Annotated in this window: 25 protein-coding genes; 4 read left to right on the top strand and 21 right to left on the bottom strand. The window is 53.0% G+C overall.

All coding sequences use genetic code 11. From position 1 onward, the window contains the following. The first annotated feature begins 15 nt into the window (after positions 1 to 15). The 3 genes from GX030_02980 to GX030_02970 all read left to right on the top strand — a co-directional run bounded on the left by GX030_02980 (position 16) and on the right by GX030_02970 (position 2,608). Positions 16 to 1,371, top strand: a complete 1,356-nt coding sequence (locus GX030_02980) for a ferrous iron transporter B (protein ID NLV91345.1) — start codon at positions 16 to 18, stop codon at positions 1,369 to 1,371. A 17-nt stretch (positions 1,372 to 1,388) separates the two neighbouring features. Continuing rightward, complete coding sequence (gene mntR, locus GX030_02975; protein NLV91344.1) at positions 1,389 to 1,862, top strand: transcriptional regulator MntR; 474 nt, start codon at positions 1,389 to 1,391, stop codon at positions 1,860 to 1,862. A gap of 80 nt (positions 1,863 to 1,942) precedes the next feature. After that, the gene (locus GX030_02970; GenBank protein ID NLV91343.1) at positions 1,943 to 2,608 is read left to right on the top strand and encodes a hypothetical protein; all 666 of its coding nucleotides are present in this window, start codon (positions 1,943 to 1,945) and stop codon (positions 2,606 to 2,608) included. Positions 2,609 to 2,678: 70 nt separating this feature from the next. Here GX030_02970 and GX030_02965 read toward each other — a convergent pair whose 3' ends face one another. The 4 genes from GX030_02965 to GX030_02950 form a co-directional block, all read right to left on the bottom strand. Then, positions 2,679 to 3,383 (bottom strand): Crp/Fnr family transcriptional regulator, encoded by a 705-nt coding sequence (locus GX030_02965; GenBank protein ID NLV91342.1) that lies wholly within the window; start codon positions 3,381 to 3,383, stop codon positions 2,679 to 2,681. A 150-nt stretch (positions 3,384 to 3,533) separates the two neighbouring features. Beyond that, entirely contained in the window at positions 3,534 to 4,337 is an 804-nt protein-coding gene (locus tag GX030_02960) for an ABC transporter permease (GenBank protein ID NLV91341.1), read from the bottom strand. A 3-nt stretch (positions 4,338 to 4,340) separates the two neighbouring features. Further along, complete coding sequence (locus GX030_02955; protein ID NLV91340.1) at positions 4,341 to 5,141, bottom strand: ABC transporter permease; 801 nt, start codon at positions 5,139 to 5,141, stop codon at positions 4,341 to 4,343. Next, positions 5,138 to 6,136, bottom strand: a complete 999-nt coding sequence (locus tag GX030_02950) for an ATP-binding cassette domain-containing protein (protein NLV91339.1) — start codon at positions 6,134 to 6,136, stop codon at positions 5,138 to 5,140. The genes GX030_02955 and GX030_02950 overlap by 4 nt, the downstream gene beginning before the upstream one ends. A gap of 263 nt (positions 6,137 to 6,399) precedes the next feature. Between GX030_02950 and GX030_02945 the strand changes: the two genes are divergently transcribed. Next, complete coding sequence (locus GX030_02945; GenBank protein ID NLV91338.1) at positions 6,400 to 6,639, top strand: hypothetical protein; 240 nt, start codon at positions 6,400 to 6,402, stop codon at positions 6,637 to 6,639. Positions 6,640 to 6,752: 113 nt separating this feature from the next. Here the strand turns inward: GX030_02945 and GX030_02940 are convergent, their stop codons facing one another. From GX030_02940 to GX030_02860, 17 genes are all read right to left on the bottom strand, one after another. Continuing rightward, on the bottom strand, positions 6,753 to 8,114 hold the full coding sequence (locus tag GX030_02940) for a circularly permuted type 2 ATP-grasp protein (protein ID NLV91337.1): 1,362 nt from the start codon (positions 8,112 to 8,114) through the stop codon (positions 6,753 to 6,755). Between the two features lie 116 nt (positions 8,115 to 8,230). Further along, entirely contained in the window at positions 8,231 to 9,436 is a 1,206-nt protein-coding gene (locus GX030_02935) for a glutamate--cysteine ligase (GenBank protein NLV91336.1), read from the bottom strand. Between the two features lie 251 nt (positions 9,437 to 9,687). Beyond that, complete coding sequence (locus GX030_02930) at positions 9,688 to 10,707, bottom strand: permease (GenBank protein NLV91335.1); 1,020 nt, start codon at positions 10,705 to 10,707, stop codon at positions 9,688 to 9,690. A gap of 90 nt (positions 10,708 to 10,797) precedes the next feature. Beyond that, a complete protein-coding gene (locus GX030_02925; GenBank protein NLV91334.1) occupies positions 10,798 to 11,031 on the bottom strand; it encodes a thioredoxin family protein in 234 nt (77 codons plus the stop codon). 68 nt (positions 11,032 to 11,099) lie between these two features. Then, positions 11,100 to 11,522 (bottom strand): arsenate reductase (thioredoxin), encoded by a 423-nt coding sequence (arsC, locus tag GX030_02920; protein ID NLV91333.1) that lies wholly within the window; start codon positions 11,520 to 11,522, stop codon positions 11,100 to 11,102. Positions 11,523 to 11,537: 15 nt separating this feature from the next. Beyond that, on the bottom strand, positions 11,538 to 11,873 hold the full coding sequence (locus GX030_02915; protein ID NLV91332.1) for a winged helix-turn-helix transcriptional regulator: 336 nt from the start codon (positions 11,871 to 11,873) through the stop codon (positions 11,538 to 11,540). Between the two features lie 366 nt (positions 11,874 to 12,239). After that, positions 12,240 to 12,740 (bottom strand): hypothetical protein, encoded by a 501-nt coding sequence (locus tag GX030_02910; GenBank protein ID NLV91331.1) that lies wholly within the window; start codon positions 12,738 to 12,740, stop codon positions 12,240 to 12,242. 487 nt (positions 12,741 to 13,227) lie between these two features. Beyond that, positions 13,228 to 13,761 (bottom strand): hypothetical protein, encoded by a 534-nt coding sequence (locus GX030_02905; protein ID NLV91330.1) that lies wholly within the window; start codon positions 13,759 to 13,761, stop codon positions 13,228 to 13,230. A 322-nt stretch (positions 13,762 to 14,083) separates the two neighbouring features. Continuing rightward, positions 14,084 to 14,698, bottom strand: coding sequence for a hypothetical protein (locus GX030_02900; protein NLV91329.1), 615 nt, complete (start codon positions 14,696 to 14,698; stop codon positions 14,084 to 14,086). Between the two features lie 809 nt (positions 14,699 to 15,507). Next, entirely contained in the window at positions 15,508 to 16,044 is a 537-nt protein-coding gene (locus tag GX030_02895; GenBank protein ID NLV91328.1) for a hypothetical protein, read from the bottom strand. Positions 16,045 to 16,122: 78 nt separating this feature from the next. Continuing rightward, positions 16,123 to 17,679, bottom strand: coding sequence for a hypothetical protein (locus GX030_02890; GenBank protein ID NLV91327.1), 1,557 nt, complete (start codon positions 17,677 to 17,679; stop codon positions 16,123 to 16,125). Positions 17,680 to 17,713: 34 nt separating this feature from the next. Further along, positions 17,714 to 18,265: a hypothetical protein gene (locus tag GX030_02885; protein NLV91326.1), complete on the bottom strand. Its 552-nt coding sequence runs from the start codon at positions 18,263 to 18,265 to the stop codon at positions 17,714 to 17,716. Positions 18,266 to 18,282: 17 nt separating this feature from the next. Further along, positions 18,283 to 19,533 carry a hypothetical protein gene (locus GX030_02880; protein ID NLV91325.1) on the bottom strand — a complete coding sequence of 417 codons (1,251 nt, stop codon included), beginning with the start codon at positions 19,531 to 19,533 and terminating at the stop codon, positions 18,283 to 18,285. Between the two features lie 49 nt (positions 19,534 to 19,582). Continuing rightward, complete coding sequence (locus tag GX030_02875) at positions 19,583 to 20,923, bottom strand: hypothetical protein (protein NLV91324.1); 1,341 nt, start codon at positions 20,921 to 20,923, stop codon at positions 19,583 to 19,585. Positions 20,924 to 20,937: 14 nt separating this feature from the next. Beyond that, positions 20,938 to 22,143, bottom strand: coding sequence for a secretin (locus tag GX030_02870; GenBank protein NLV91323.1), 1,206 nt, complete (start codon positions 22,141 to 22,143; stop codon positions 20,938 to 20,940). Between the two features lie 22 nt (positions 22,144 to 22,165). After that, positions 22,166 to 22,720: a hypothetical protein gene (locus tag GX030_02865; GenBank protein ID NLV91322.1), complete on the bottom strand. Its 555-nt coding sequence runs from the start codon at positions 22,718 to 22,720 to the stop codon at positions 22,166 to 22,168. Between the two features lie 315 nt (positions 22,721 to 23,035). Then, positions 23,036 to 24,414 (bottom strand): tryptophanase (locus tag GX030_02860; protein ID NLV91321.1); only part of this gene is annotated, 1,379 nt, incomplete at its 5' end.

Raw genomic sequence — 24,414 nt, 5'->3', positions numbered from 1 at the left:
GAAACCCTTGAACAAATGCAAGGTGCCGTCAAGAGCAGAGGTGACCAGTTCCGAGACGAAATTGTCTCCACTATCTATCAGCAGGCGGAGAGCATTGCCGCCGAGGTAGTCAGCCAATCGAAGGAGGAGGGCCCCAGCTGGGATGATCGGATCGACGACATCCTCACTTCCCGCACCTTTGGCTATCCCTTGATGTTAGCATTGCTTGGTGGGATCTTCTGGCTGACCATCACCGGAGCCAACTATCCCTCCCAGCTGCTGTCGGACTTCCTCTTTGCCATTGAAGCAAGACTAAGCCTAGTCTTTCGAGCTCTGTCCGCGCCGGAATGGCTCCAGGGGCTGCTTCTTTCCGGCACCTATCGGGGTTTGGCCTGGGTGGTGTCGGTTATGCTTCCTCCCATGGCCATTTTCTTTCCTCTTTTTACCTTACTGGAGGACTTGGGGTATCTGCCTCGGGTAGCCTTTAATCTCGATGGTTTCTTCAAGCGAGCGGGAACCCACGGGAAACAGGCCTTGACCATGGCCATGGGGTTTGGCTGCAATGCCGCGGGCGTGGTTGCCGCGAGAATCATCGACTCTCCGAGGGAGCGAATGATTGCCATCATTACCAACAACTTCGTTCCCTGTAACGGCCGATTTCCCCTACTGATTTCCCTTTCAGCCATCTTTTTGGGCGGTCAAGTGGTTGGGGCCTACGGCAATGCCCTGGCCTCTTTGGTGGTAGTGGCTCTGGTCCTGGTGGGAATTACCGTGACCCTGCTGGTTTCCTGGGCACTGTCCAAAACTCTGCTGCGGGGGGTACCGTCCTCCTTTTCCCTGGAACTGCCACCCTATCGACCGCCGCAGATTGGCCGGGTGCTGGTTCGCTCCATCTTTGATCGCACGTTGTTTGTCCTTAGGCGGGCGATCATGGTCGCGGCACCCGCGGGGGCCATCACCTGGATTCTGGCCAACTCCTATGTGGGAGAGCTGAGCGTCCTGGCCCATGCAGCCCGTTGGCTGGAGCCCTTCGGCCGTGCCCTGGGCCTTGATGGTTACATCATTCTGGCCTTCCTGTTGGGGTTGCCGGCCAATGAGATCGTCATCCCCATCCTGATTATGAGTTATCTGGGAGCGGGGGCAATGTTGGAACTAGACAGTATTGAAGCGATGCGACAGCTATTCTTGGCCAACGGGTGGACCTGGCTCACCGCGCTGAACACCATGTTGTTTTCCCTGCTCCACTTTCCCTGCGGCACAACGCTGCTGGTTATCGGCAGGGAAACGGGTCACATCAAGTGGCCGGCACTCACCTTTGCCATCACAACGGGCATTGCTAGTACAGTCTGTTTTGTCATCGCCCAGGCAGCTGGATTCCTTGGTCTTGTTTAAAGGGAGGGGGCGAACCAATGCTAACGGAAAGCATGGAGGATTACCTGGAAATGATCTATCGCTTGGTCCAGGAACAGGGATATGTGCGAGCCGTTGATCTGGCAGAGCGGTTGAAGGTGCAATCCTCCAGTGTCACTCGGATGATTCAGAAGCTGGACGAAGCGGGGTTCATCTCCTATGAGAAATACCGCAACGTCGCCCTCACACCCCTGGGCGAGCATTACGGTAAATTCCTGGTCTGGAGAGATGCCACCTTGAAAACCTTCCTGCATCTGCTCAATTCCCAAACAGGCATCGACGAGCAGGTGGAAGGGATCGAACATTACATTACCCCAACAACCATGGCCTTGATTCGCAACCTGATCCAGTACTTTCGCACCCATCCCACAGCCCTGGCAGAATACCGCAACCTACAGCCCAATGAGTCCTATCCCGAAGGGGAGGACCTAAGATACCTGCGGGCCTGGGAATTTCGCCATGCCCAGGACTAAAGAGCACCGGTACTCACCGGTGCTCTTTTCGGTTACACTAGGGATAGCTACACATCTGCACTAAGGCAAGGAGGGTTTCGATGCAGCGTCACAGACCCCTTTGGTTGTTACTTACCGTCCTGTTGGCCATCACCTTAGCCTCTTGCACAACGGCTAAACCCCCAGAGGACACAGAGGAGCCCCTTGTCCGGCAAAGGGTGGAAGCACCGCCGACCCAGGTTCAGCCCACCCCGGAGGAAGCCGAGGAAATCATCGCCGACCGGGCCATGGCAACTCTGGAAATTATCAAGAACCGAGATTTTGCAGCTTTAGCAGAAGTGGCTCATCCCTCCGGCGTCCGCTTTTCTCCCTATGGCCATGTCAATACCGGGGAAGGGGGAGATCTGGTCTTTTCGCCGGAGCAGATTGCCGTCTTCGGCACCGACGAAACCAGGTACACCTGGGGCAGCTACGATGGCACGGGGTTTCCCATTGAACTTACTCCCCGGGAATACTTTGATGAATTTGTCTATACTGCTGACTTCGTCAATGCCGAGACCGTTAGCTATAACGAGATTGCCCACAGCGGCAATACCCTGGAGAATCAATTTGAGGTGTACCCCAATGCGATTATCGTTGAGTATCACTTCTCCGGATTTGATCCTCAATACGAAGGCTTAGATTGGCAGAGTCTGCGCCTGGCCTTTGAAGAACACCAGGGAACCTGGTATCTCGTCGGCGTGATTCACAACCAATGGACCATCTAATCCGATCAGACCAAGAGAGGGCGTCCCGGTATTACCCAGGGCGCCCTCCCGCTAGATAATCTACTATCTCTTACCACCAACGCAGTGCATCGGGATCCAGGATCTGAATCCGGCGCTGTTCCCTTTGACTAATCCAACCGGAATCTTCAAACTCTGCCAGGCGCCGGCTAATAGTCTCCGGCGATGTTCCCAAATAAGAGGCCAGATCTTTACGGGACACCGGCAAAGTTACCGTCAATGACCCACTGTCCTCCGACAGTTCCAAGAGGTAATCGGCGATGCGGCGATCCACGCTTTCCGTTGCCAAGCTGGTGGTCTGCCGCTCACTCTTGGCCAGCCGTTCCGAGAACTCCTCCAGGATCCGCAGGGAAATCGTCGGAAATTGCAGCAGAAACTCCTGCAGCACCTCCCGATCCATGGTGCACAGTTCCGTGGGTTCCAGAGCCTCAGCAAAGGCATCATGGGTGGATTCGCTAAAGAGTGCCAGTTCTCCGGTAAAGTCCCCGGGCTCCAGCACTCGAATCAGCTGTTCCTTACCCGATGTGGCCAGCCGATAAATCTTCACCCGCCCCTTATGGACGATATAAAGACGTTGAGAAGGGTCCCCTGCCCGATAAATCATCTCGCCCCGCTGGTAGCTTTCTGCTTTAAGAGCCTGAGAAATCTCCCACAGCTCTTCCGGACTCAGATGGTTAAAGATGGGAACTAGGGACAGACAGCTTATTTGAACCTGGTGTTCGCCTTCGGTACAATGACAGCATCGGTTACTTGTCACTTGCTTTCCCTCCCACCGGCCGGCGCCAGAAGCAACTACCCGTTAGTTAAGCACCCTCGCCGGCACCGGTTTCCTTACTGCCTCTGGCTCTCCCCCATTATATCCGATTAAGCGCACCGCGTTAATTATCTCCTATTACCGCTCCCTGCCCTAACTGCCCGTCGAGTGATAGTGTCTTACGCCAAAGTTCCAGACCTGCAGACAGAGGAGAAAAAACACTGGGCCAACCACCGGCGACACCCAAGATACCCAGACAGGGAACTCTCCACCGGCGGGATGGTCAAGGATGGCCATCAAGGGAAAGTAGTTGATGGCAGCCAGGGGAATGATCCACGTGAAGAAGCGGCGAAACCACTTCTGATAAATGGTAATCGGCATCTGAGCGGTCTGCACTCCCCCATAGGTAGTCAAGTTAACCACCTCTAGGCTTTCCACCGACCAGAAGGACAGGGTAGCCTGGAGCACAAACAGGCCGGAAAAGAGAAAGGCTCCACCGGCAATGGAGGCGATAACCAGGAGAATTTGCGCCAAGGTCAACGTCAACTCCAAATTGGCCATTCCCCAACCCAACACAATCAATCCTTGGGTGAATCGGCCAATGCGCATCAGCTGAAACTCCAGACCGATGACCTGCAGAACGGTACTCCTCGGTCTCAGGAGCATCCGATCAAAGGTTCCGGCCCTAACATGGCGGTGCAGGATGTCAAAGCCCCGGGCACCGGCTTCTGCTAAAGCAAAGGCAACGTGCACCATTCCATAGAACACAGCCACCTGGGGCAGAGTCCACTCCCCTAAGCTGCCAAATCGGGAAAACAGTGCCAAGATTCCCAGGAAATCAATCACGGTAGTCACCAGATTGCCCAGGATCATCATCACAAAGGACGCGGGATACTGCAGTTGGCTGCGCAGGGATACTCCGACATAGCGTAGGTATAACTTCAATCCATCTCTCATCCTCTACCCTCCCTGGACCACGATGCGCCTGAGACCCCGGGTCAAAAGCCTTCGGCCCCAAAGCACGAGAATAATCGTCCACACTCCTTGGCGAGCCAAGAACACCCAGAGCTGGCTGGGGGGAAGCTGACCGGTGAAGAACCGCGCCGGAGTGTCCACCAATCCCGCAAAGGGAAGAAGCTCCATTATCCTCAGTGCCCATGGGGGAAAGAGGGGCAGGGGAATCACCATCCCGGAAAAAATCGTCACTACTGCGGGCAGTAAGCGGGTTATCCCCTCACCGGAGATGGTCCACAGCAGCGAAATATTCATCAGATTGGTTATAGCACAGCCTAGGAACAGTGCTCCTAAGGTAGCCGCCAGCCAAGCGCCGAAGCCGCCCAGGGTTGGCAGCGCCAGTGAGTACCGCTCCGGCAAGAGGAAAATGCTGACCGCAAACAAGGGTACCGCCCGCAGCAACGTAGGGGCAACCCGTAGGGCAATGGCCCGGGCATACCATTGGTTGTAAAGATCCACGGGACGACAAAGCTCATAGGCCACGTTACCGGAGCGAATTAACTCCTGGATGTCTCCATCGCCATTCCAAGGCAGCATCCCCAACATCGCCTGCCCCAGCCAAGTGTATCCCACAGCCTGGGCAAAGGACAGGGGTTGAGGCTGGGAGGTTGACAGGTAAAAGGCCTCCAATACCATAATCATTACCAATCCCCACATGAATTGGGTAGCCATTCCCGCCAAGGCTGCCACTCGATACTGCACCAACAACATGAACCGCAGCCGTATTATCGCCTGATACACCTTCATGTGATATGCAGCTCCTCATAGAGGCGGGAAATCACTTCATCGATGGGGGGATCCTCGATGAGCAAATCCCTCACTGACAACTTCTTCGACACCTCTGTGATCAGTTCTGAAGGGGTGATCTGCCCTGGGATGAAGTTGAAGTGAGCCTGGTTTCCCTCCAGTCTCACCAGTTGTGCTCCCTGGACATTGGCGGCTATGTACTCCTCCGGGTAGGCTTGACCCAGCTCGACGATGAGACGCCTTTCCCGGGTCACTTGATGGCGGATGTCCTTGAGATTTCCCTGCAATAGGATCTTCCCTCGCCCGATAATCATCACTCTACTGCAAAGAGCTTCTACATCATCCATGTCGTGGGTGGTCAAAATAACTGTGGTACCCCGTTCTCGATTGATCTTCTTGACAAAATCCCTCACCACCAGCTTGGAGACTGCATCTAAACCGATGGTAGGCTCATCGAGGAAAAGCAGCTTGGGCCGATGGAGCAAGGAGGCCGCCAGTTCACAGCGCATCCGCTGCCCAAGGCTCAATTGTCGCACCGGAGTCTCCAACAGGGGCTCCAGCTGCAGGATCTCCACCAACTCCTCCTTGGCCTGGCGATAGTCCCCCGGTGAGAGCCGGTAGATATCCCGCAGCAGCTCAAAGGAGTCAATCACCGGTAGGTCCCACCAAAGTTGGGAGCGTTGGCCAAAGACGACACCAATCTCCCTGACGTGGGCAATGCGTTCCTGCCACGGCACCCTTCCCATCACCTGACACAAACCGGAATCGGGAACTAGAATCCCACTGAGGATCTTCACCGTTGTTGACTTCCCGGCACCGTTGGGACCGAGATACCCCACCAACTCTCCCTCCTCGATGGTGAAGGAAATCCCATCGAGGGCCGGAACCAGGACGTGGTCCCTTTTCGCCAATCCCCGAAAGGCCTGCCAAAGGCCGGCTTGTCTTATGGCTACCTTAAAGGTTTTTACTAGGTTTTCCACCACGATTTGGGCCATTGTCCTCCTCCCTTCCCACTCTCCTCTTGACCGGTACAATTTTACTCAATATTTACGGCGAACCTTCTTATCTTACCAGTTTTGATCAAGAACAGCAATGGTGGGAAAGGCAAAGGCAGGCGAAGAACATCATAGTTCTTCGCCTGCCTTCCTGGGACTAGCAAGAATGTCTGGAGCAAACTCTTTACCTTCCAGCAAAAGTCTGGCACCAGATGAAGGGATAGCACATATACTAAGGTGTCGTGGAAGGAGGAGTAGAAACTGTGATGTGGTTTGACGGAAAACTCCAAGAGTTGGAGCAGAAACTCGACAAGATGATTGAACTTCTCCAACGGATCGTCGATCTGCTGGAGGAGCGCACAGCCTCCACTTCAACGGGCACGTCTACTAGCTTCCTGGGACAGCTTCTCAGCCAATTGGCCTCAGGCCAGGGAGAAATCATCTCCATCTCGCTCCCCACTGGCCAAGAGGAAAGAGAGGCAAAGGAGGAAAATCCCGATTAGCGACAACCCCAGCGACATACCTTACCGCCTGATCCTATCACCGGCCGGTGGGAACCCTGAAAGGGCAGCCGTTCCCACCGTGGGTCGTGACAGCGATCAGGCGGTGACAGTTTTTAGCGGCCCGTTCCAGCAGCCCCGCCTAGAACAAAGGTGGGCAGGCTGACGCTTTCGCCACCAGTGGCAATCAAGGCCTTTCTTCCTGCCCGGGTAAAGATGCCGCTGAACTTCTCTTTGTACATAAAGAGTCCGATGAGGTAGTTGTAGGGTTCAAAGCGAAAGCCATCCTTCTCAACGGTGGCCATTCTCAGCTGGGGAACCTGGCAGAACTCCTGCACCAAATAGGTCTGGGGCGCAATCCCGGCCACAATCTCTTGCCACTCTGACTGACTGTGGTTCTTGCCGATAAAGACACCCTGCCCGGCGTAAAGATCCAGAGGTTTCAGCACCCAAGAATCCTTGTCATCGATTATCCGCCGGCGCAGGTTGGAACCATCGTCGTCAATGACCAAAGTCTCCGGAACATGGGCCTTGATAAAGGCGATCTCCTCTTGGGTGAGAAGGGCCTGGCACTCCTTGCTGTGCAAAACGGCAAAGATCATTTTGTTATGGATAATCTGGGAGACAAAGCCTCCGACCACACAGACGGCGCCATCTCGGTAGGCCTGGAGAAAATCCTGGATTTCCTCGGCTTCTTCGATAATCCGAGCGGTGGTGGCTCTACGGTATACCAGATCGATTTTCATCCCCCTGACCGACAGCTGACCGGAGCGGTACTTAAAATCTCGGGGATCGCAGATCACCGTCTGATACCCCCGGGCCCGGAAGTAGTTTTGAAAGACCTGAAACTCGCTGATGGTCCCTTCCCGATCAAAGTCCACAATGGCAATGTTGGGCTTGCCGGCGCTGCTTCCAGCAAACTCTTGGTAAATCTCCAGCATACTGTCAACCCAGGAATTGAAGAGTTCGAAATCCACCAGGTGATACTGCTCCAGGAAACCCGCCAAAGCCTTGGCACTCCAGAAAATGTCATGAAGTACCGAGATTTCGTTCATCCCCGAGGAGCCATCGGCATTGAGTTCACAGAATTGGAAGCTGCCGTCATAGGAGTAAAAAACATCAAACCGAGCCACGGGAAAGCTGTATCGGTAGCCGGGATCCAGGAGGATCAGTTCCTCGGCTAGGGGTGAAAAACCAAACAGCCGGCGAAAATCGGGACTTTTCCGGTACTGGGCAATCACTTTGCGGAGGATTCCCGTCAGGGTATCGGTGAGCTGCTGGAATCTCGCGATGTCGTCCTGGGAAAAGAACATCGGTTGATAGATAAAGTCCACCGGCTTTCCCATGTAGATGGCGGTGGAGTTCTCCACGTGGTTCTTAACGGTAAGATAGTCTTGGTAAAAGGCCTTCGGATCGGCCATCACCTGCTGCTCAAAGGCCTTGAATAAGTCCAGCGCACTTGTTGTCCGATAATCCATTACACCCGCCCTCGCAGATTGAGATTAAGGGTTTCCGGGGAAAGCACACACCATTGAATTGCGGTGCGGGTACCCTGACTCAACCGAGACAGCGTTAATTCCCGGGGAGTCAGTCCCTAACTGACCATTTCCTCTATGGGGGCCAGATAGTGTAGTTCCGCCGCCGACAGAGCACCCTTGGCCAGTTCCAGGTAGTTTTGAAATCTTTCCAGGACGGTGAAGGCTCCCGCAGCTGCCTGAGTTCCATCCCGGAGCACCCGCTCCCTTAGGCCCACTAGGGCTGTCTCGCCAAATTCCCTGGCCTCGGTGTACAACCGCTGCAGATTGAATTGGTCGTACAATAAGCCCTTCCACAGGGCCACATAGCCGAAGTTAAGGGGATAGGGTAGACTGTCTGCCATGCGAATCTCTAGGTATCTGCGCACCCTCACATCGGGAAAACACATCGACAGGAGGTAGTCTAGTTCATCGTCAGTGAAGGTCTCTGGGTCAAAATATTCCTTCACTGGCTTTTCTCCCCCAGCGTAGGATAACTGCCCGTCCTTGAGGACAATCAGGGCCGGGGAATCGAGAATATACGCCGCGTATTTTTCGTAGGAGTAGTCTTCGGTGAAAATCCCTTTAGGATAGCCGCAGCGGTCATCGTCACAGTCACTCCAGATCCTATACCGAAGGGCCACCGGGTGGTTGACCTCACCTTCATAGAGGGAAGCGTTGTCAAAGACAGCATACATAAAGGGCGTCAGAAAGCTGATGACCCGGCTTTTGATCCTGAAATCCTCTTCGTCGGTATAATCGACACAGACCTGGGTTGCTGCGGTACCCTTCATCATCCGATGGGCAGATTGGCCCCTGGTCCCCAAATAGGTATACATCCAGCGATATCTCTGTCTGGGAAGCAGCGATATCTGCTCAATGGGTGTCACCGGTTGATACCCCAAGGCCACTAGGATTTGACCCCGCTCCTCTAGGATCTCCACTATTTCAGCCAGGACCCTGCGGTAGATGTCCTCAATCTGCCCGATGCTCTCTTCGGGGGCAAAATTAACCTCCAACTGCGCTCCCGGTTCCAAGGCAATGGAGACCCCGTCCTTCTCTGCCCCGATCAGGTGCCCCTCTTCCCACACCGGGGACCAGCCCTTGGCGACTAGACAGCCCAGGAGGTCTGCAATCCCCTGTTGACCGCTATAGGGAACCGCCGCCAGGCTCTCACCGTCAAGGACTAGGTATTCCAGCTCTATCCCTATCGCCTGTTCCTCCGGCGCTTTCTCACCGGCTCTAAAGTGCTCAACGAACCGCTTCAATTGGGCTGCCCGTTCCATGGCTTCCTCCCCATCTCTTTTGTTCAGACTACGGCCGCAACCGACCATCATATTTGTACCCCAAAAGCCATCGGCTCACGCAGCATATGAGCTAGGGAGCAACTCCGCTTCCTAGGAACCAACAAAACCTGGCCCAAACGGTACCTTTCCATCAGCTCCCAGATGCTGCAAGTTCCCTGAGACGACAAGAGCGACAGCCCGCGACCGTCGCTCTCCTAACCGAAGTTAAATATTGCAATTTAAGGGTCAATCTAAATGAACCGATACCCAAGGGCGTTAAAGATATAACCAATGATGATAATCCCGAAGGTAACCACTCCGACAAAGACCGCCAATAGCCTCGCTTTAACCACCTTCTTCAACAGGATCAACGACGGCAATGACGTGGCCGTCACCGCCATCATGAAGGTTAGAACCGTACCGATCCCAACACCCTTAGCCACTAAAGCTTCAGCAATTGGCAAAGTACCGAAGATATCTGCATACATGGGTAACCCTGCCACAGTGGCGAGCACTACTGAGAAAGCATTCTTCTCTCCTAACAGGGCTGTGATCGCAGACTCAGGGATCCAGTTGTGAATCGCTGCTCCAACGCCCACCCCGATGAGGACGTAGAGCCACACCCGGTGTACAATGTCCTTGACCTGGGCATGGGCAAATTCAATCCGTTCCCTGGAAGTCATCCTGAAAAGAGTGAAATCAGCCGGGCTGGTGGCCGCCACTTCAATGTTGTAGACAAAGGGCTCGATATATTTCTCCAGCTTGAGCTTACTGATGATACTGCCCCCGGTAACGGCCAACAGGATACCAACTACCACATAGGCTGAGGCAATCTTCCAGTTGAGAATGCTGGCCAGTAACAGGATTGAGGCCAAGTCAACCAAGGGCGATGAGATGAGAAAAGAAAAGGTGACCCCGATGGGCAAGCCGGCATTGATAAACCCGATGAAGATCGGAATCGATGAACAGGAGCAAAAGGGAGTAATTGTTCCCATTAAGGCTCCAAGCAGGTTAGCGCCGATTCCATCGAATCTTCCCAGAATCCTGCGAGTTCGTTCCGGTGGGAAGTAGCTTTGAATATAGGAAATTCCAAAGATTAGTGCCGACAACAGGAGAAAGATCTTCACCGTGTCATAGATGAAAAAGTGGATACTGCCCCCAAGTCCACTAGTCACATCAAGACCAAATACAGAAACAACCAACCGTTCAACCAGGACCGCCAACCACTCCATCTTGAGCACTTGGTCGTTGAGCCACCGAAGTACGATCATCAAAATCCCCTTCCCACGAAGGCATCAAGAACAATAGGGCACTGCGACTGGCAGCGCCCCTTACTATTCTGCGTCCAGGCACAATGCTGCCTACTGCATCAGCAGCTCTTTCAGTTTGCCCTTACTTGGCAGTGTGCCGCTGCAAACCACCTTTTCATCAACGACAAGGGCAGGCGTGCTCATCACCCCGTAGCCAATGATCTTGGCCACATCGGTAACCTTTTCGATGGCAGCATCCAGACCCTCATCTTTGACGACTTCCCGCACCAGCTCCTCTAACTGATTACATTTGGCACAACCGGAACCCAACACCTTGATATTCACCTGCGATTTCTCCTCCCATAGGCTAAAGTATGCAGATCTATCCTAGCAGGAAGATGACCCTTCACCGGCTAGATTGAAGCAAGCCACTGCTTGATCCGACGGGCAATAGAATCCCGCACTTCGCGGAATTTCTCCATAATTTCCTCCTCGGAACCTGCAGCCTTGGCGGGATCTTCGAAAGCCCAATGGAGTCTTTGTACCGACGGTGGTGTCACCGGACAGTATTCCTCAGCATGGGAACAAAGGGTAATGGCATAGTCCATGCTGCTAAGTAGTTCTTGGTCGATGACATCGGAGGTGTTAGCGGAGATATCGATGCCGATTTCCCTCATCACCGCAACAGCTCGGGGATTAATCCCGTGGGGCTCCAGTCCGGCGCTGTAAACCTCTGCTTTCCCTTCCCCCAAGGCCTTGGCCAAGCCCTCAGCCATCTGACTGCGACAAGAGTTTCCGGTACACAAGAACATGATCCGAATGGGGCGCTTTTCCATCATCGATCCCTCCACTTAGTTTAGCTTTCCCCCACGCCTAGGCTTACAGGCAATTACCAGGGGATTTTGCTCTAAACCGGCTACTTGGTTCATCTCAGCTTCCAATTCCGGAATGGTGCCTACATCCGCAGCCAGGAACTCAGCGAACTCCCGTTGAAACCGATGCAGAGCCCCTTCATCGGCTTTGTAGTACACCCACTGACTATCCTTTCGTTCCGTCACGAACCCAACTTGTTTCAGTCTTTGCAGATGCTGGGACACTCCCGGCTGACTGATTCCGATGATGGCAGCCAACTCACATACGCAGTACTCCTGATAGGCTAGAAGCTTCAACAACTTCAACCTGGTCATGTTCCCTAATACCTTCATCTGTTCAACCAGTTCGGTGATGACTACCACCCCTTGTGATTAAGTATTCGCTTATATGCTAACATGCTTATCTTTCCTGGTCAACCGAATCTTGACTCAACTGCTTTCCCTTCCGTGTAGAGGCACTGAGAGCCATGGACAACCTAGTCTGCCGTCGTCTCGGCTTTACGCACCGCAGGTAACGCATAAGAAAAGCGCTAGTACTCAGATGCTGAGCACTAACGCCGCAATGTCCGTCGGAAACCAACAAGTTGCCGTCTTACATTTCTAATTGGAATGGGTTCCTGTCAAGCTGCAGACGAAACCCCATAGGTTTGCAGAATAAGGTGCCCTATACTCTATCCTAGACTACTTCGCGAAAACCGTCACCGTGATCACGTCGCTGTAGTCACCGGCACGTGCAGCAAACCAATCGGCTTTGGGCGCCTTGAAAATCACCTTGAGGGGCATGTCAATAACACTGCCAGTGAAGTCGTATCCGTAGGGTCCCCAACCTCCTACGCTCTTGCCGGCTCCGAGGAAGAAGGGATGGCCGGTACCAGGAGTCCAGCTGTATTGAACCCACTGATTAAGCGTAGGGCTCTCGTTGCCCTCAGCATCGACAAATCCTGCAGACTCTAAACGTACATAGACATCATCATTGGTGTAGAGCTTCATTGTCGTGGACAGGGTCCTGCCATAGCCGTCCGCAAAGTTGATATCCTCAAGATTCAAGCTGTCGGGAAGCACTAATTCAACATAGTGTAGAATATTAAGCTTAACATCAAAGCTATCACTGGCTGACTTGGCCATGGCAACAGCTCCCAAGGCAACTACCAATACTAGGGTGAGAAACAACACTTTTTTCATTTCATTTCCTCCTCATTGATTTGTGAAGCGATCCCGTATAGCTCAACGCCACTCCCATAGGTGCCCGTTTAGGTTTTTACTACCAGAGGAAACGACATCGACGGGACTACGAAGGTCCAGGTAAATACTGGACTCAACAACGTGGCTTACGACATTTCCCAAACCACAGATACTCTAGATCCTATGCTGATCTCCTAGTCATATGCTACTCTGACTTCGTGTTTTCTAGCATGACGTCAGAGTATTTTGACAGCCAACACAACGCAACTGCAGAACGCATTACTAGATCGGCTAATCCCCCCTTCAAGACCGAACCATTGTCTATTTGTAAACCGGCTCTTTTCACTCACCAGACATAGCATACTCTGTCCCATTCAGAATCCAATCAGATAGATCTTAGAGCTTAGTCAAAGGCAAAAGAAAAGCCTCACTCATCGCATAGAGTGAGGCCAAAACACCTTGTCTATGAACCCTTCACGGGGAAGGACTAATCTACCTCTTGAACTATCAGCGTGATTTCGCCTTCATACTCCCCTTTAAGAACCTTCCACCAGGGAAGTTCATCCCTGCTATCCCAGTGGACTCTGAAATCCAGCCATTCGTAATGTCGCCCGGCATCTACATACTTGTATGTACCTGACACTTCCCCGCCTCTGATTTGAATATCGGATTTTAGGGGATTGCTCCACTCCGGATTACCAGGATCTTTGAATCCTGCAAGTACATTGCCTTCCTCATCCCTTAGAGTCAACCGAGGGAACTTATCGTCATTGGCAAAACCGAATTTCACACGGGTATTTGTCAATACCTCGAACCGAAGAGAAGCCATTCTCGTTGTACTTTGATCCCCTGGCTCCTTCATGGAGACGGATAACACGCTATCGCTCGTCAAACCTGCAATCTCGACATGGCCAGGAACGTCTACGGCAAGCTTTACCTTAGCGGTATCACGGGTGGCGGCCGTAGCGGTTGTCCCGAGAGCCAGCAACAACATCAATACCATAACCAAACTCTTTTTCATTTGAGTACTCCTTTCAAGCTTTTTTGTGCCCATTTCTAAACTGCCGAATTCCGTGCCAATAATATGAGCATCAACGCGACTCAAGCATCTGTCCAACGCACTAGACGAGCCATTCCCCCTTTATTCGGACTGCGCGATTTTGCCGAATATATGATAGCTAGTCCCGGTCAAATCTCAGTCAAACAGGACTCAAAAGGGAGTCAAAAGTTAATTTTATTGGCTTATTCCCCTTATTTGCCGCTGCGCGCTGCTCAGGGGTAATACAACGCAAGGCCTCACTCCATCGCAATAGAGTGAGGCCCTGCCTTCTGGATAGGAAGGTCTATTGACGCATATCCTCAATAGTCATTGTAATCGTACCTTTGTACTCTCCAGCTAACACTTCCCACCAAGGAAGATCATCCCAGTTACCGGCATCCTGACTCGTCGCTCCTGTGTTGTACCATCCAATACCTACATTGAGTTGTCCCACGTGCTTTCCGGGGGCGAATGTATATACGGCTCGTGCAGAGCTCGTACCAGGCTGGCCGGTTCGCGTCCAGGATGAAGTCGGATTAAAGGCTCCATTCCTAGGTCTCTGCAGTAGAATCGCAGTGTTCAGAGCCTCGGTTGCCGGGAACTTCCCGGTAAAGTCCTCTGACAAGGTGATCCTAATAGGCGTGTTGGTTCCAAATACAACGGGTCTGGTAATGTTATAGGCTTCGCCCATCGCTGCCGGCGAGTCTAGGTCAAAGAACATTGGCTCGGTGCTGAATTCAGCGACATAGACAAAGGAGAACACATCGATATCTACTTCGATTTCCCGAACACTCCAGTCTGATTCAAGGGAGTTGGGAAGCAATGGTGTAGTTGGATAATCATGCTCCTTTGCAGCAGCTAGAACGCTCAAGCTGAGGACGATCATTAACATCAACGCTAAGACTAAACTCTTTCTCACTGGAAATTCCTCCTTGCTCTTCTTGAGACTAGATTACACACATCTTTCACTGTGTCGGCCTCAGTTTTCGAGGCTAACACACTACGGGCTCACGATACCGAACTGTCCCTCCTTCGAGTTAAACCGAGCCCTTCTCTCAGATCGATGTTTCACGTATAGAGTAGCTAGTCCCGTTCAAAGACCAATTAGAAAGATATCAAACACCACTCAAGTTCTGGTTTCCCCGCTCACTTTCTCTCGAAGGAAATAGCCTGGGAGCACACATCGAGTAGAGCAAGGCTAGGTGGGCAGCCTTAGCCTTGTCCCTTCGCAATCGACAGCTCCTTTCGGCCCTGTCAGCCCAATAACGCTTCGGTTATTGTCCCCGCAGTCTTACCCTCCGGTCTGTTACCAGCCTTCTTTGGCTGGGGGTTCATAACTACTACGGACTCATCTGCCTCCTGCACCACTTCATCTTTCACTTGCGTTTCCGCTTGATCGGACTTACCCAGGGTGATACGGGTATCTCCCTGGGTAAGTCTGCCTTGGCTTGAATCCGACCGTTCAAACTCACTAGGTTATCCAGCTTTTGGGCTTTCCCATTTTTCGCAAGGTTATCCACCTAATGAGCCATATTCGGTTCGCTTTCGCTTCGTTCCACGCCACCCCTTCAGCTTCCTCTAGACCCTACCGCCACCGGTAACGTCTGCTTACGGGTTGTCTTCCCGCTGGTTAGGCGACAGGGCTTCTTTCAGCCCATCGGCGCAACAGACATGCCAGACACACAAAAAGGCGGCTGGATCAACCCAACCGCCTTCAAGTCTGTATACCTAGTCTGCCTTCTTAGTCACTGTGATAACAATGTCGTCAAAATAGTGGAGGTCAGAGGTGAATTTCCACCAGTCTTCATCGGCATTGGCTGCGTCAAACTCCGCCTGCAGCTCATAGTCAAACAGTCCATTTCCGTACTTGCCGTTGGGATGATAGTCCGTTGGAGTAACGAAGCTGCTAGCTTCACCGGCACCAAATCCGATAGACCAGTCATGACCACTTCGAGTTAGTTCATACTTAACAAAGGGATCCACCTCGTCATTATCGCTGGCTGCTGTACCGAAACCACCCGAGCTAATGGTCACATCCAGTTGAGTGTTGGTCTTAATCACAAGCCCCGTTGAGCCTCTACCGCCCTCGGGAATACTGGCACGCAAGAGAAGACCAGTGCTACCAAAGGCCACTTCGGCATAGGGCTCGAGGATCAACTGGACCCTGGTTTTCGCTTCGTCCAGGTTAGCAGCCACCGCAATGCCCACTGTACCTAGGACTAGAACCACGGCCAAGGATAGAATCATGAAGCGTCTTTTTCTCATCTGATATCCTCCTTTAGAAGTTAACTACCTTGAGAATAAACCCCTTCGGTCAAAGGCAACTAAGACAAATCTCCAAAATCACTCCAGAGCCGGAACATCGGATCGGTTACCAACACCCCCTATCTCCAGCGGCAGCTCTGTACTTAACACCTCGGTCCCGTTGCTTTCGATGACAATCCCCGCTGTATAGACTCCAGGAGCCAAATCCTCAATGGTGCCCGTGAGTTCTTGACTCTTCAGAGGGATAACCTTGTCCACCCCTTCCGGCAGAGTTAGCATGGCCCTACCGGCAAAAAGTCCCTCGGCATCGGTTAGCATAATGGAAGCGTGGGGAGTGAGAAAAACGTTGCCGCAGTTATACAGGTCAAGGGATAGGCTCAGCTCACCATCCGAGGGTACCGCAGCCAAGCTTCTTACCTCAGCATCAGGGGTTTGGACATCGCCTACCGTTACGCAGATAGGTACCGTCCTCTGACTTACCAACTGCCCATCTTCAGAAAGAGCCGAGAGGACAATGTCCCCATGGTAACTGGCGGATTCTGCGTCCCGAGGCGCGGCTATGGTCATAATCACCCGACTTCGCCCTCGACCAGAGAGTTCAAATTGGGACGGAGTTCGCAGTTGTATCCACTCCAGGGGAGAGTACATGTACTGCGGTTCGACTTCAGATCCAGACATAAATACATAGACGGTGTCGGAAACCTCACTCATTAACTGCAGAACCTCCGTCTTTTGCTGTCCAGGACGAAGTTGCAGTTCTAGCTCTGCCGGCTCCACTGAGAAGGCTCCCACTTCCGCAATGCTGGGGAAGTTGAAATCCCCTTCGGCAATTGTCACTGTTTGGGATTGGATGATTTGACCATGATCGCCATAACGCATGAACAGCCGTAATGTATAATCCCCCGGTGACAATCTCTTGGTGACCTCAGCAAAGTACTCCACCCTGCTTCCGGGATACATCCGCAGTGAATCGGAGTTAGAGTTTACATTAGCAATGCTCCTTAAGGGCAGCCTTGCCACCAGGCGACGCTCTGAGTCACGGATGGTCACCTCTCCCGACACCCGATAGTCCCAGGCCGACGTATTCGCCAGCGTAGCCTTTACCAAAGCTTCGTTGTTCTCGCCGGATACCAAGCCAAAGTCCTCTAGCTTAGCAGTTTGCCGCAGTCCCGGTCGGTCCACCCGAATATTGACCCGCACTGCATACCGGATCTTGAACACAATTCCCGTTTGCCCCTCCGGCGGCTCCGATTCCACCATCACGATCACAGTGTGGGAACCACCGGCGTCAAAGGGAACCTGAATCTTGCCCTTGACCGTCCTTTCCTGCCCCGGATACAGGGTAACCCTGGTCTCCTCCAAGGTGACCCATTTAACTACAGGAAAAGCATCTAAGTCCGGTTCTTGAAAGCTGAGACTGCCGGTGATCAGCTGCACCGGCTGATACAAGGACAAAGCAACGGTTTCCGGGGCACCGCTGGGAGTTAGAGTCAGTTCAAATTCTTGGGTATCCCCGGGTCGAGCACTGATGTCAACCACTAGGGGCCGCACCCCAACGGCCCCAGTGGTCTGAGCCCAGAGAAACACCGCGGCCGTCACCAGCAGTAACGAGACAGCCCGGATCTTGGTTCGCATCGGCAACCCTTCCTTTCTGGTTTGCAGAGTAATCCTAGGCACCATCGGCATCGATAAAGGTCACAGTGATGACATCCCGCCACTCCCCGGCAGGAACTAAATGGGCTTGCTCTAATAGGGCCTCAAGCTGGGCGGTGACCTTCAGCCAGTGCCACTCTGAGTACTCTGCGTACTCTCTGCTGCTGTTTCCCGAATATCGCCCCAAGGGGACTTTGCCTAGGAGTTTGCTATTTCCAGCCGGGAGTGTGACATCGTATCCAGTAGTCTCAAAAAGATAGTTAACCCAATTGTTCAGGACATCGTTAGTTGCCCGATCCCCTTTGAGCTGTCTGAACCCCTCCGAGCGGACTTCAGTGATCACCACCGGGACATTGGACTGCCACCAGATCATGGCATAGTCCTCATCCCGAGCCTTGCCATCGGTAGCCTTGGTGAAATCCAATTCTAGCCTTATCTCCTCGGGATTTCGCACTTGCATGAAACTCTTGATATTCAGATCAACGTTGATGCTTCTTTCTCCGGCCCAGACCCATCCGCTGAGGACCAGAACCAGCAGTAGGACTAGACCCGCTGTAATTCGTTTCATGTCGATACCTCCTCTACTCAGACTTTCCGAATTCGATAGGCTCTCTGCTGGGGAGCTCTGTGGTTTCCCGCGGGCCATTTCAGCTGAGTAACGGGAGTCAGCCGCCAGCTGAGCTCACCCATCATCCTTGGCTTGGCCTTCAGACGCTGTTGGATCCTTTGGACCACAGATCGAGCCACCTCTTCTCTAGGGTCTTCCAGCCAGACGGCAATCTGGTTAGATTCCCACTGGCAGACAACGTCCCCTCGGCCCAACACAGTATTGAGCACGGTCAAGAGAAACTGAGACTGGTCATAGGTGAAGGCTCCCGCGGGTCTGGTCATCTGGATCACCACCGGAGATGTGGTCAGTTCCCCTTGACGGCGCAAATCTAGCTCAACGATGGAATTAAAGATCTGGGGCTCGCAAACAAAGGAACCGGTCCCCGACGACTCCAACGATTCCTCTACCGGACTCAACTGTTTCATTTGGTTGTAAATCGCCTTGGTTTCCGGACTGACACTGAGTCCAAATTCATCATGGAGCATTTTTGCACACTGTTGATACTGCACCGCAGCTTCACTGTATCTGCCAGCCTGGATCAAGTACCGAAGAATTGCCTGATAGAGTTCTTCCCGGTAGGGATCCCGAGCTAATGCGTCTCGACAAAGTCTCACTGCAGAAGTATAGTCTTGCTTGTACTCGGCTAGTAACTGGGCAGCCAGCAAAGTGGTCTCGATGTATCGCTCCCGATAGTACTCTCTGGCCGCAGCCGCCCAATCCTCATAGAGATCCTCCGCAAGAAAATCGTCCCGATATAGTAGGAGAGCCTGCTGAAAATGGTGCCAGCTAGCGGCGGGATCGGTGGCCATCAATTCTCGGCCCTGGCGGTAGCTGCCGACAAACTCATCGATATCCACCCAAATGCGATCCCCCAGCTCAATCCAATAGAGGCCGTTGGAGTACTTGATGCAATCGTGGTCCTCGCCTAAGTAAGGTTTCAAACTGCGACGCAGGTAATAGATCGTTGTATGGAGATTGTGGAAGGCACTCTTGTCAGTCTCGGCCTCGGGCCACAGCAACTCAATCAATACATCCCGGGGAACCTTTTCCCCATGCTTTGAAACCAAGTATTTCAGTAAGGCGAGGGCCTTCTTGGACTTCCAACGGGCAACGGAGATGGGGTAATCCCCCATCTGCATGCGAAAATTACCCAACAAGGAGATCTGAAGCTTTTCCTTGGTATCCTGGGCGGCATTGCTGTTCGGTAAGCTTATTGAAGCATTCACTTTTGCTCACATCCTACCTCAAGAGTCCTTTGCTTCAACTCCAGTCCTTTTAATACCGATAGACAACACCCAATGAAATTCGCTCCTTGGATGTAGCGGGTTCATCCCAAGCCCCTTGGATGCCGAAGGCCGAGGATAGCATCAACCGTACTCCAATTTGATTATTTAACTCTCCCGCCAAATACTCACCCTGATACCATCCCTCAACTCCCTCGCCCTGGACTTTGACCAGCAATTGACCACACTCCACGACAGACAGTTCATTGTCCCTTAGGGACAACTGCAGCGGCAGGTAGGACAGTCCCAAGGATAGATGCTCACCGATAGTTGTCCTATCGGATAGTCCCACCCGCAGTACCGGTCCCTGATCCTGGAACCAACTCTCCTCGATGCTGCTGACTAAGCGCAGTCCCTCGGCTAGATACCAGCCTAAGGCCCCCTGGTAACTGAAGTTGTCACCAAAGAAGTCCACCGCCAGCTCCAGACAGTGGTTTCCCGGCAGATAATGGGTCAGGGATACTTGACCCCCCGATTGTTCGCCCGCGATGCCTAGGGAAAGAATCAGTTCTGAAGGGGTTCCTTCTACCTCTCCCTTGTCTGCCAGCAGACGCTGCAGAGCCTTGATGTCGCCAACACTGACAAAGGCGGCATCCTTGGGCAGCTGCTCGGGCATCAAGACCGTTGCCGTCAGATACATGGCGAAATATCGGCGCCACTGCTGGTGGGAAGCATCCCCCCGCTGTGAGACCAGGGCCAAAGGTTCTCCAAGCTCTGGGCCAATCCAGATGGTCGTCTGCGTATCGGCAATTTCACCCCTCTGACCAAGATAGCTCAGTTCAATGGCGGTCAACACTTGCTCCCGCTGCCAATCGATTTGCTGGGGCTGGAGGAGAATCTCCAGTCGCGACTGAACCCGCTCTTCTGCCCGCTCCTGCTGCAAATTGAGGTCCTCCAACCGCAGGCGCACCGGTTTGTCACCCACCGTCACTAACCAGGATTCCATCATCGTCTCTGCTGCTTGGTCTTCAACTCCCGTTTGCAGCTGGGCGACGAGACTAAGGGGGTATTTTTTCACTAACTCGACCACCTGGGGATCCGCGGAAAATCGCCATCTGGCCGGTTCTTCCAATTCCGATTCCGACACCTGCAAGAGACTATCTAGCACTTGACTGAATCGGGAGTTAATCTCGAGAAAGCTCAGGGAGTACACCACCATTGGCTCCTCTGCCGAAGCGATGTTGTACTCCCAGCCTGAAGCTACCAACTGCTGCGCTATCTTCGGGGTCCAAGCCATCGCCTGGGTATGGGAGTCTTCCGCTGCCCATCCCACACTGGAAAACAGGAGGAGCCAGATTCCCATCAAGGCCCAGGCCATTAGTTGTTTCCGCACGGGGAATCCCACCTTCACTGGATGACAGGGGTCACGAACATAAGTAACTCTTTGTCAGACTTTTGCGTGCTGTCGGTTCGAAACAGCCAGCGAATCAGGGGAATGTCGCCGAGAATCGGAACCTTGCGGCTGTAGCTGGAATCATCCTGTACCGTTAATCCCGCCAGCATTGCCGTTTGCCCACTCTTGAGGCGAATGGTGGTCTCGACGGAGTTCTGTTTCACCACCAGATCCGGTCTGGCTTGATTTACAAAGTGACTCACCTGCGGGGACAGCCGCAGGACAACTTCATCCTCGCCAACCACTGCCGCGGTGACATCGAGGGAAACGCCAACCTCAATCCGCTCCACCCTGTCGGTCACGGAATCTTCCGAACGAATCAGCAGAATCTGCTCTTCTCCAGAAAAAAGCGCTGCCGTCTCACCATCGGCCACCAGTACCTTGGGATCGGCATGGATTTCAGCCTCCCGCTGTTCCTGCAATAACTTCAGCCGAGTAAGCAAAGTGCCATAGACATCGGCATTGATGGTCAACAGGTTGCCGACACCATCGAACTCAAAGGAACGGGGTGGAAGATTGATATCGGCAAACTCCGTACCCTCGTCGGGAACGTACCGAAGCAAGGTATTCCCCAGCTCCCTAGCCGCCTGGGTGGACACCTCAGTGACCACCACCTTAACCTCCACCTGCTTGCTGGGTGTATCTAGCTGCCGGAGGAGCGTCTTAATCCGCTCTAGCTCCAGTGGCGGCGCAGTGATGGTTAACAGGTTACCATCGCCACCGGCGACATAGGTTCTCAGAAAGCTCGGCAGGACCGCCAGTACCTTGGCCGCATCGACATGCCGCAGGACATAGACTTCGCTTTCCACCAACTCACCGAAGGTGGTGCTGCGGGGATCCGGTAGTCCCACTAGATAGAAGTCATCGATCTTGCGATAGGTATAACCGCCACCGATAATGATCATCTTCAGGGCCTTCTCAAGGGGCACATCCACTAGGTCCGCGGTAATCACTCCGCCAACACTCTGGTCAGGAATGATGTTGACCCCAGTTTGCAGCGCCATCTCACTCAAGGCTTCCCGAATGTCTGTCTCAAAGAGCATCATGGTAACCGTCGGCTCCGGATCAACATCACTGGCCAAGCCTAGGCTCGTCCCTCCACAAAGGACCAGCACCCCTACTAACACCACCAACAGCACCTTAATCCTTTGGCTGTTCACAACAACCCCCCACTTTCCATAGTTATCGCTGATCTGGTTCATGAGCAATGATGGTATAGACCACCTTTCCGGTGTAAGTTGTGGCCGGTACATCCCAGGCGGCCAGCAACAAAAAGTCGATGTCGATGATGCTCTCTCCCGGTTCCATTTGAACAATCACCGGTTCATCCTCGGTTGAGAGGGGCCACCACTCGTCATCGCCTTCGGACCGGCGCCAGCGCAGATCCCAAACGGGTATTTCATACTCACCGTCAACACTGACCAGGGCATCGGACTCAAGGGAAACCATGACACTGTAACCAACGTTGCCTCTAGCAACTAACTTCAGGGCCTCGGGCTTGACGGCAAGAATTCCCTCGGTACCAGATTCCGTATCATCCACGGTCAGGACAAAGTCTCGGTCTTCGATGAGTAGCAGCCCGGTGTCGGTATCCAAGGTCACCCACATCGGCACCGTCACAATGATTTGAACAGTAGAGCTATCTAAGGTCCTGGCTCCAGCTACGGTTCCTGCCTGGCCAAGAAGACCAGCCAGAAGGACAAACAGGACCAACCTCCAGGAAAACCGTCTCTCCACCTTCACCCTCCCCATAACCAAGACTACGCGGCTGTAAAGACATATCTGTAAATATATATCTGGACTCTGCTGAGATATGACTAAAGGTCAGCAAAAATTTTCCAGTGGAATCCATGACTAGTGTTGGCTAATTTTGGACCAATATACACCTCCGACTGACAATTTTTGCAATTTTCGCTCTTTTTGACAGGAGAAATGGGCACAAACAAAAAAAGCCGCCCTCATCGGGCGGCCATCTCAGTAGATGTCCTCATCGGAATGTATTTATTGAAGCTGTGCTTTTATCATCTGGTGCTTTCCCGTCTTGCTCGGAGCTTAGAGGCTGTCGCCGAAGTCTTGCTTAAACTTCTCTACTAACCGCTGCTGCCAATCGCCAACGGGCTCTAGCTTACCGAAGAAGAATCGCAGGATGGTGGGCTCTTCTACAAACTTAAGGCCACCGATTAAGTGACGATTTTCATACAGCCAGCCTAGTCTATCGACGGCGTAATTGACTTGAGACAGGGTAAAGACCCGCCGAGGCATAGCCAGCCGGACCAATTCCATATCAGCAAAAACCTCATTACCCTCTTCATCCCGCTGCTCCGACAACGTTCCTCGTTCCATTCCCCGCACACCACTGACCAGGTACAGGGCAGCGGCCAGGGCACCGGCGGGGTACTGACTTTGGGGGATGTGATCCACAAAATCCATGGCATTGATGTGGCAGCCCAGTCCACCGGCAGGAGTTACCACCGGCACACCCTTCTTCAGCAGTTCCTCGGTCATATAAGCGATAAACTGCGGCCCCTGGTTAATCATCTCTTCATCCATGGTCTCCTCCAACCCGACGGTAATGGCACCGATTTCCCGCATGGACATTCCGCCATAGGTGAGAAAGCCTTCGTATAAAGTAACCAGTTCCCGCAACTTAATATATGCCTCTTCGTTATTGGTGCAGAGCCCTCCCCCCCGGGCACAGCCCAGTTTCCGGGCGGAGAAGTAAATGATATCAGTCAGCTCGGCCATCGCCCTGGTGATTTCCCGAATACTCATGGACCGACAACTTTCTTCCCGGGTCTTAATAAAGTAGAGATTGTCGGCCAGGAGACTGGCGTCCATCACCAATAGGATCCCCGCTTCCCGGCAGACTTCCGAAACTTCCCGGAGGTTCTGGAGGGAGAAGGGTTGGCCACCGATGAGGTTGGTCCCTGCCTCCATCCGCACGAAGGCAATCTGGTCACCGTAGTGGTCGATTGTTGCCTTCAGCTTGGCAATATCCATATTGCCCTTGAAGGGGTGATCGCTGTTGACCTTGAGACCTTCATCGATGATTAATTCCTCCACCCGTCCGCCATTTAAGGTAATGTGGGCCTTCGAGGTGGTAAAGTGATAGTTCATGGGCACTACCATTCCCGGACGGACAAAGGCCTGAGCCAGCAAGTTCTCGCAGGCTCTGCCCTGGTGAGCCGGGAGTACATACTTCATCCCAAAGATTTCTTCGATCTTCTCTTCAAACTCAGTATAGGTCTCTGAACCGGCGTAGCTGTCGTCCACGTCCATCATCGCTGCCAGTTGCTTGTCGCTCATGGCATTGACACCGCTGTCGGTCAGCATATCTAAGAAGATATCCCGGTTCCTCAGTAGAAAGGTGTTGTTCCCAGCTTCGGTAATAGCTTCCCAGCGCCTTTCGATGGGCGGAAGGTTCAATTTCT

The organism is Bacillota bacterium, from assembly GCA_012727955.1.
Taxonomy (GTDB): domain Bacteria; phylum Bacillota; class Limnochordia; order DTU087; family JAAYGB01; genus JAAYGB01.
Note: the sequence above shows the minus strand (reverse complement) of the source record. Positions and strands in the feature narration are given on the sequence as shown.

What these genes read in the sequence shown, in the direction of transcription:
- mntR (NLV91344.1), top strand. Translation starts at nt 1,389, where the DNA reads ATGCTAACGGAAAGCATGGAGGATTACCTGGAAATGATCTATCGCTTG.
- GX030_02910 (NLV91331.1), bottom strand. Translation starts at nt 12,740, where the DNA reads ATGAAAAAAGTGTTGTTTCTCACCCTAGTATTGGTAGTTGCCTTGGGA.
- GX030_02940 (NLV91337.1), bottom strand. Translation starts at nt 8,114, where the DNA reads ATGGATTATCGGACAACAAGTGCGCTGGACTTATTCAAGGCCTTTGAG.
- GX030_02930 (NLV91335.1), bottom strand. Translation starts at nt 10,707, where the DNA reads ATGATCGTACTTCGGTGGCTCAACGACCAAGTGCTCAAGATGGAGTGG.
- GX030_02950 (NLV91339.1), bottom strand. Translation starts at nt 6,136, where the DNA reads ATGGCCCAAATCGTGGTGGAAAACCTAGTAAAAACCTTTAAGGTAGCC.
- GX030_02885 (NLV91326.1), bottom strand. Translation starts at nt 18,265, where the DNA reads ATGAAACGAATTACAGCGGGTCTAGTCCTACTGCTGGTTCTGGTCCTC.
- GX030_02895 (NLV91328.1), bottom strand. Translation starts at nt 16,044, where the DNA reads ATGAGAAAAAGACGCTTCATGATTCTATCCTTGGCCGTGGTTCTAGTC.
- GX030_02980 (NLV91345.1), top strand. Translation starts at nt 16, where the DNA reads ATGCAAGGTGCCGTCAAGAGCAGAGGTGACCAGTTCCGAGACGAAATT.
- GX030_02955 (NLV91340.1), bottom strand. Translation starts at nt 5,141, where the DNA reads ATGAAGGTGTATCAGGCGATAATACGGCTGCGGTTCATGTTGTTGGTG.
- GX030_02915 (NLV91332.1), bottom strand. Translation starts at nt 11,873, where the DNA reads ATGACCAGGTTGAAGTTGTTGAAGCTTCTAGCCTATCAGGAGTACTGC.
- arsC (NLV91333.1), bottom strand. Translation starts at nt 11,522, where the DNA reads ATGGAAAAGCGCCCCATTCGGATCATGTTCTTGTGTACCGGAAACTCT.
- GX030_02905 (NLV91330.1), bottom strand. Translation starts at nt 13,761, where the DNA reads ATGAAAAAGAGTTTGGTTATGGTATTGATGTTGTTGCTGGCTCTCGGG.
- GX030_02935 (NLV91336.1), bottom strand. Translation starts at nt 9,436, where the DNA reads ATGGAACGGGCAGCCCAATTGAAGCGGTTCGTTGAGCACTTTAGAGCC.
- GX030_02960 (NLV91341.1), bottom strand. Translation starts at nt 4,337, where the DNA reads ATGAGAGATGGATTGAAGTTATACCTACGCTATGTCGGAGTATCCCTG.
- GX030_02890 (NLV91327.1), bottom strand. Translation starts at nt 17,679, where the DNA reads ATGCGAACCAAGATCCGGGCTGTCTCGTTACTGCTGGTGACGGCCGCG.
- GX030_02970 (NLV91343.1), top strand. Translation starts at nt 1,943, where the DNA reads ATGCAGCGTCACAGACCCCTTTGGTTGTTACTTACCGTCCTGTTGGCC.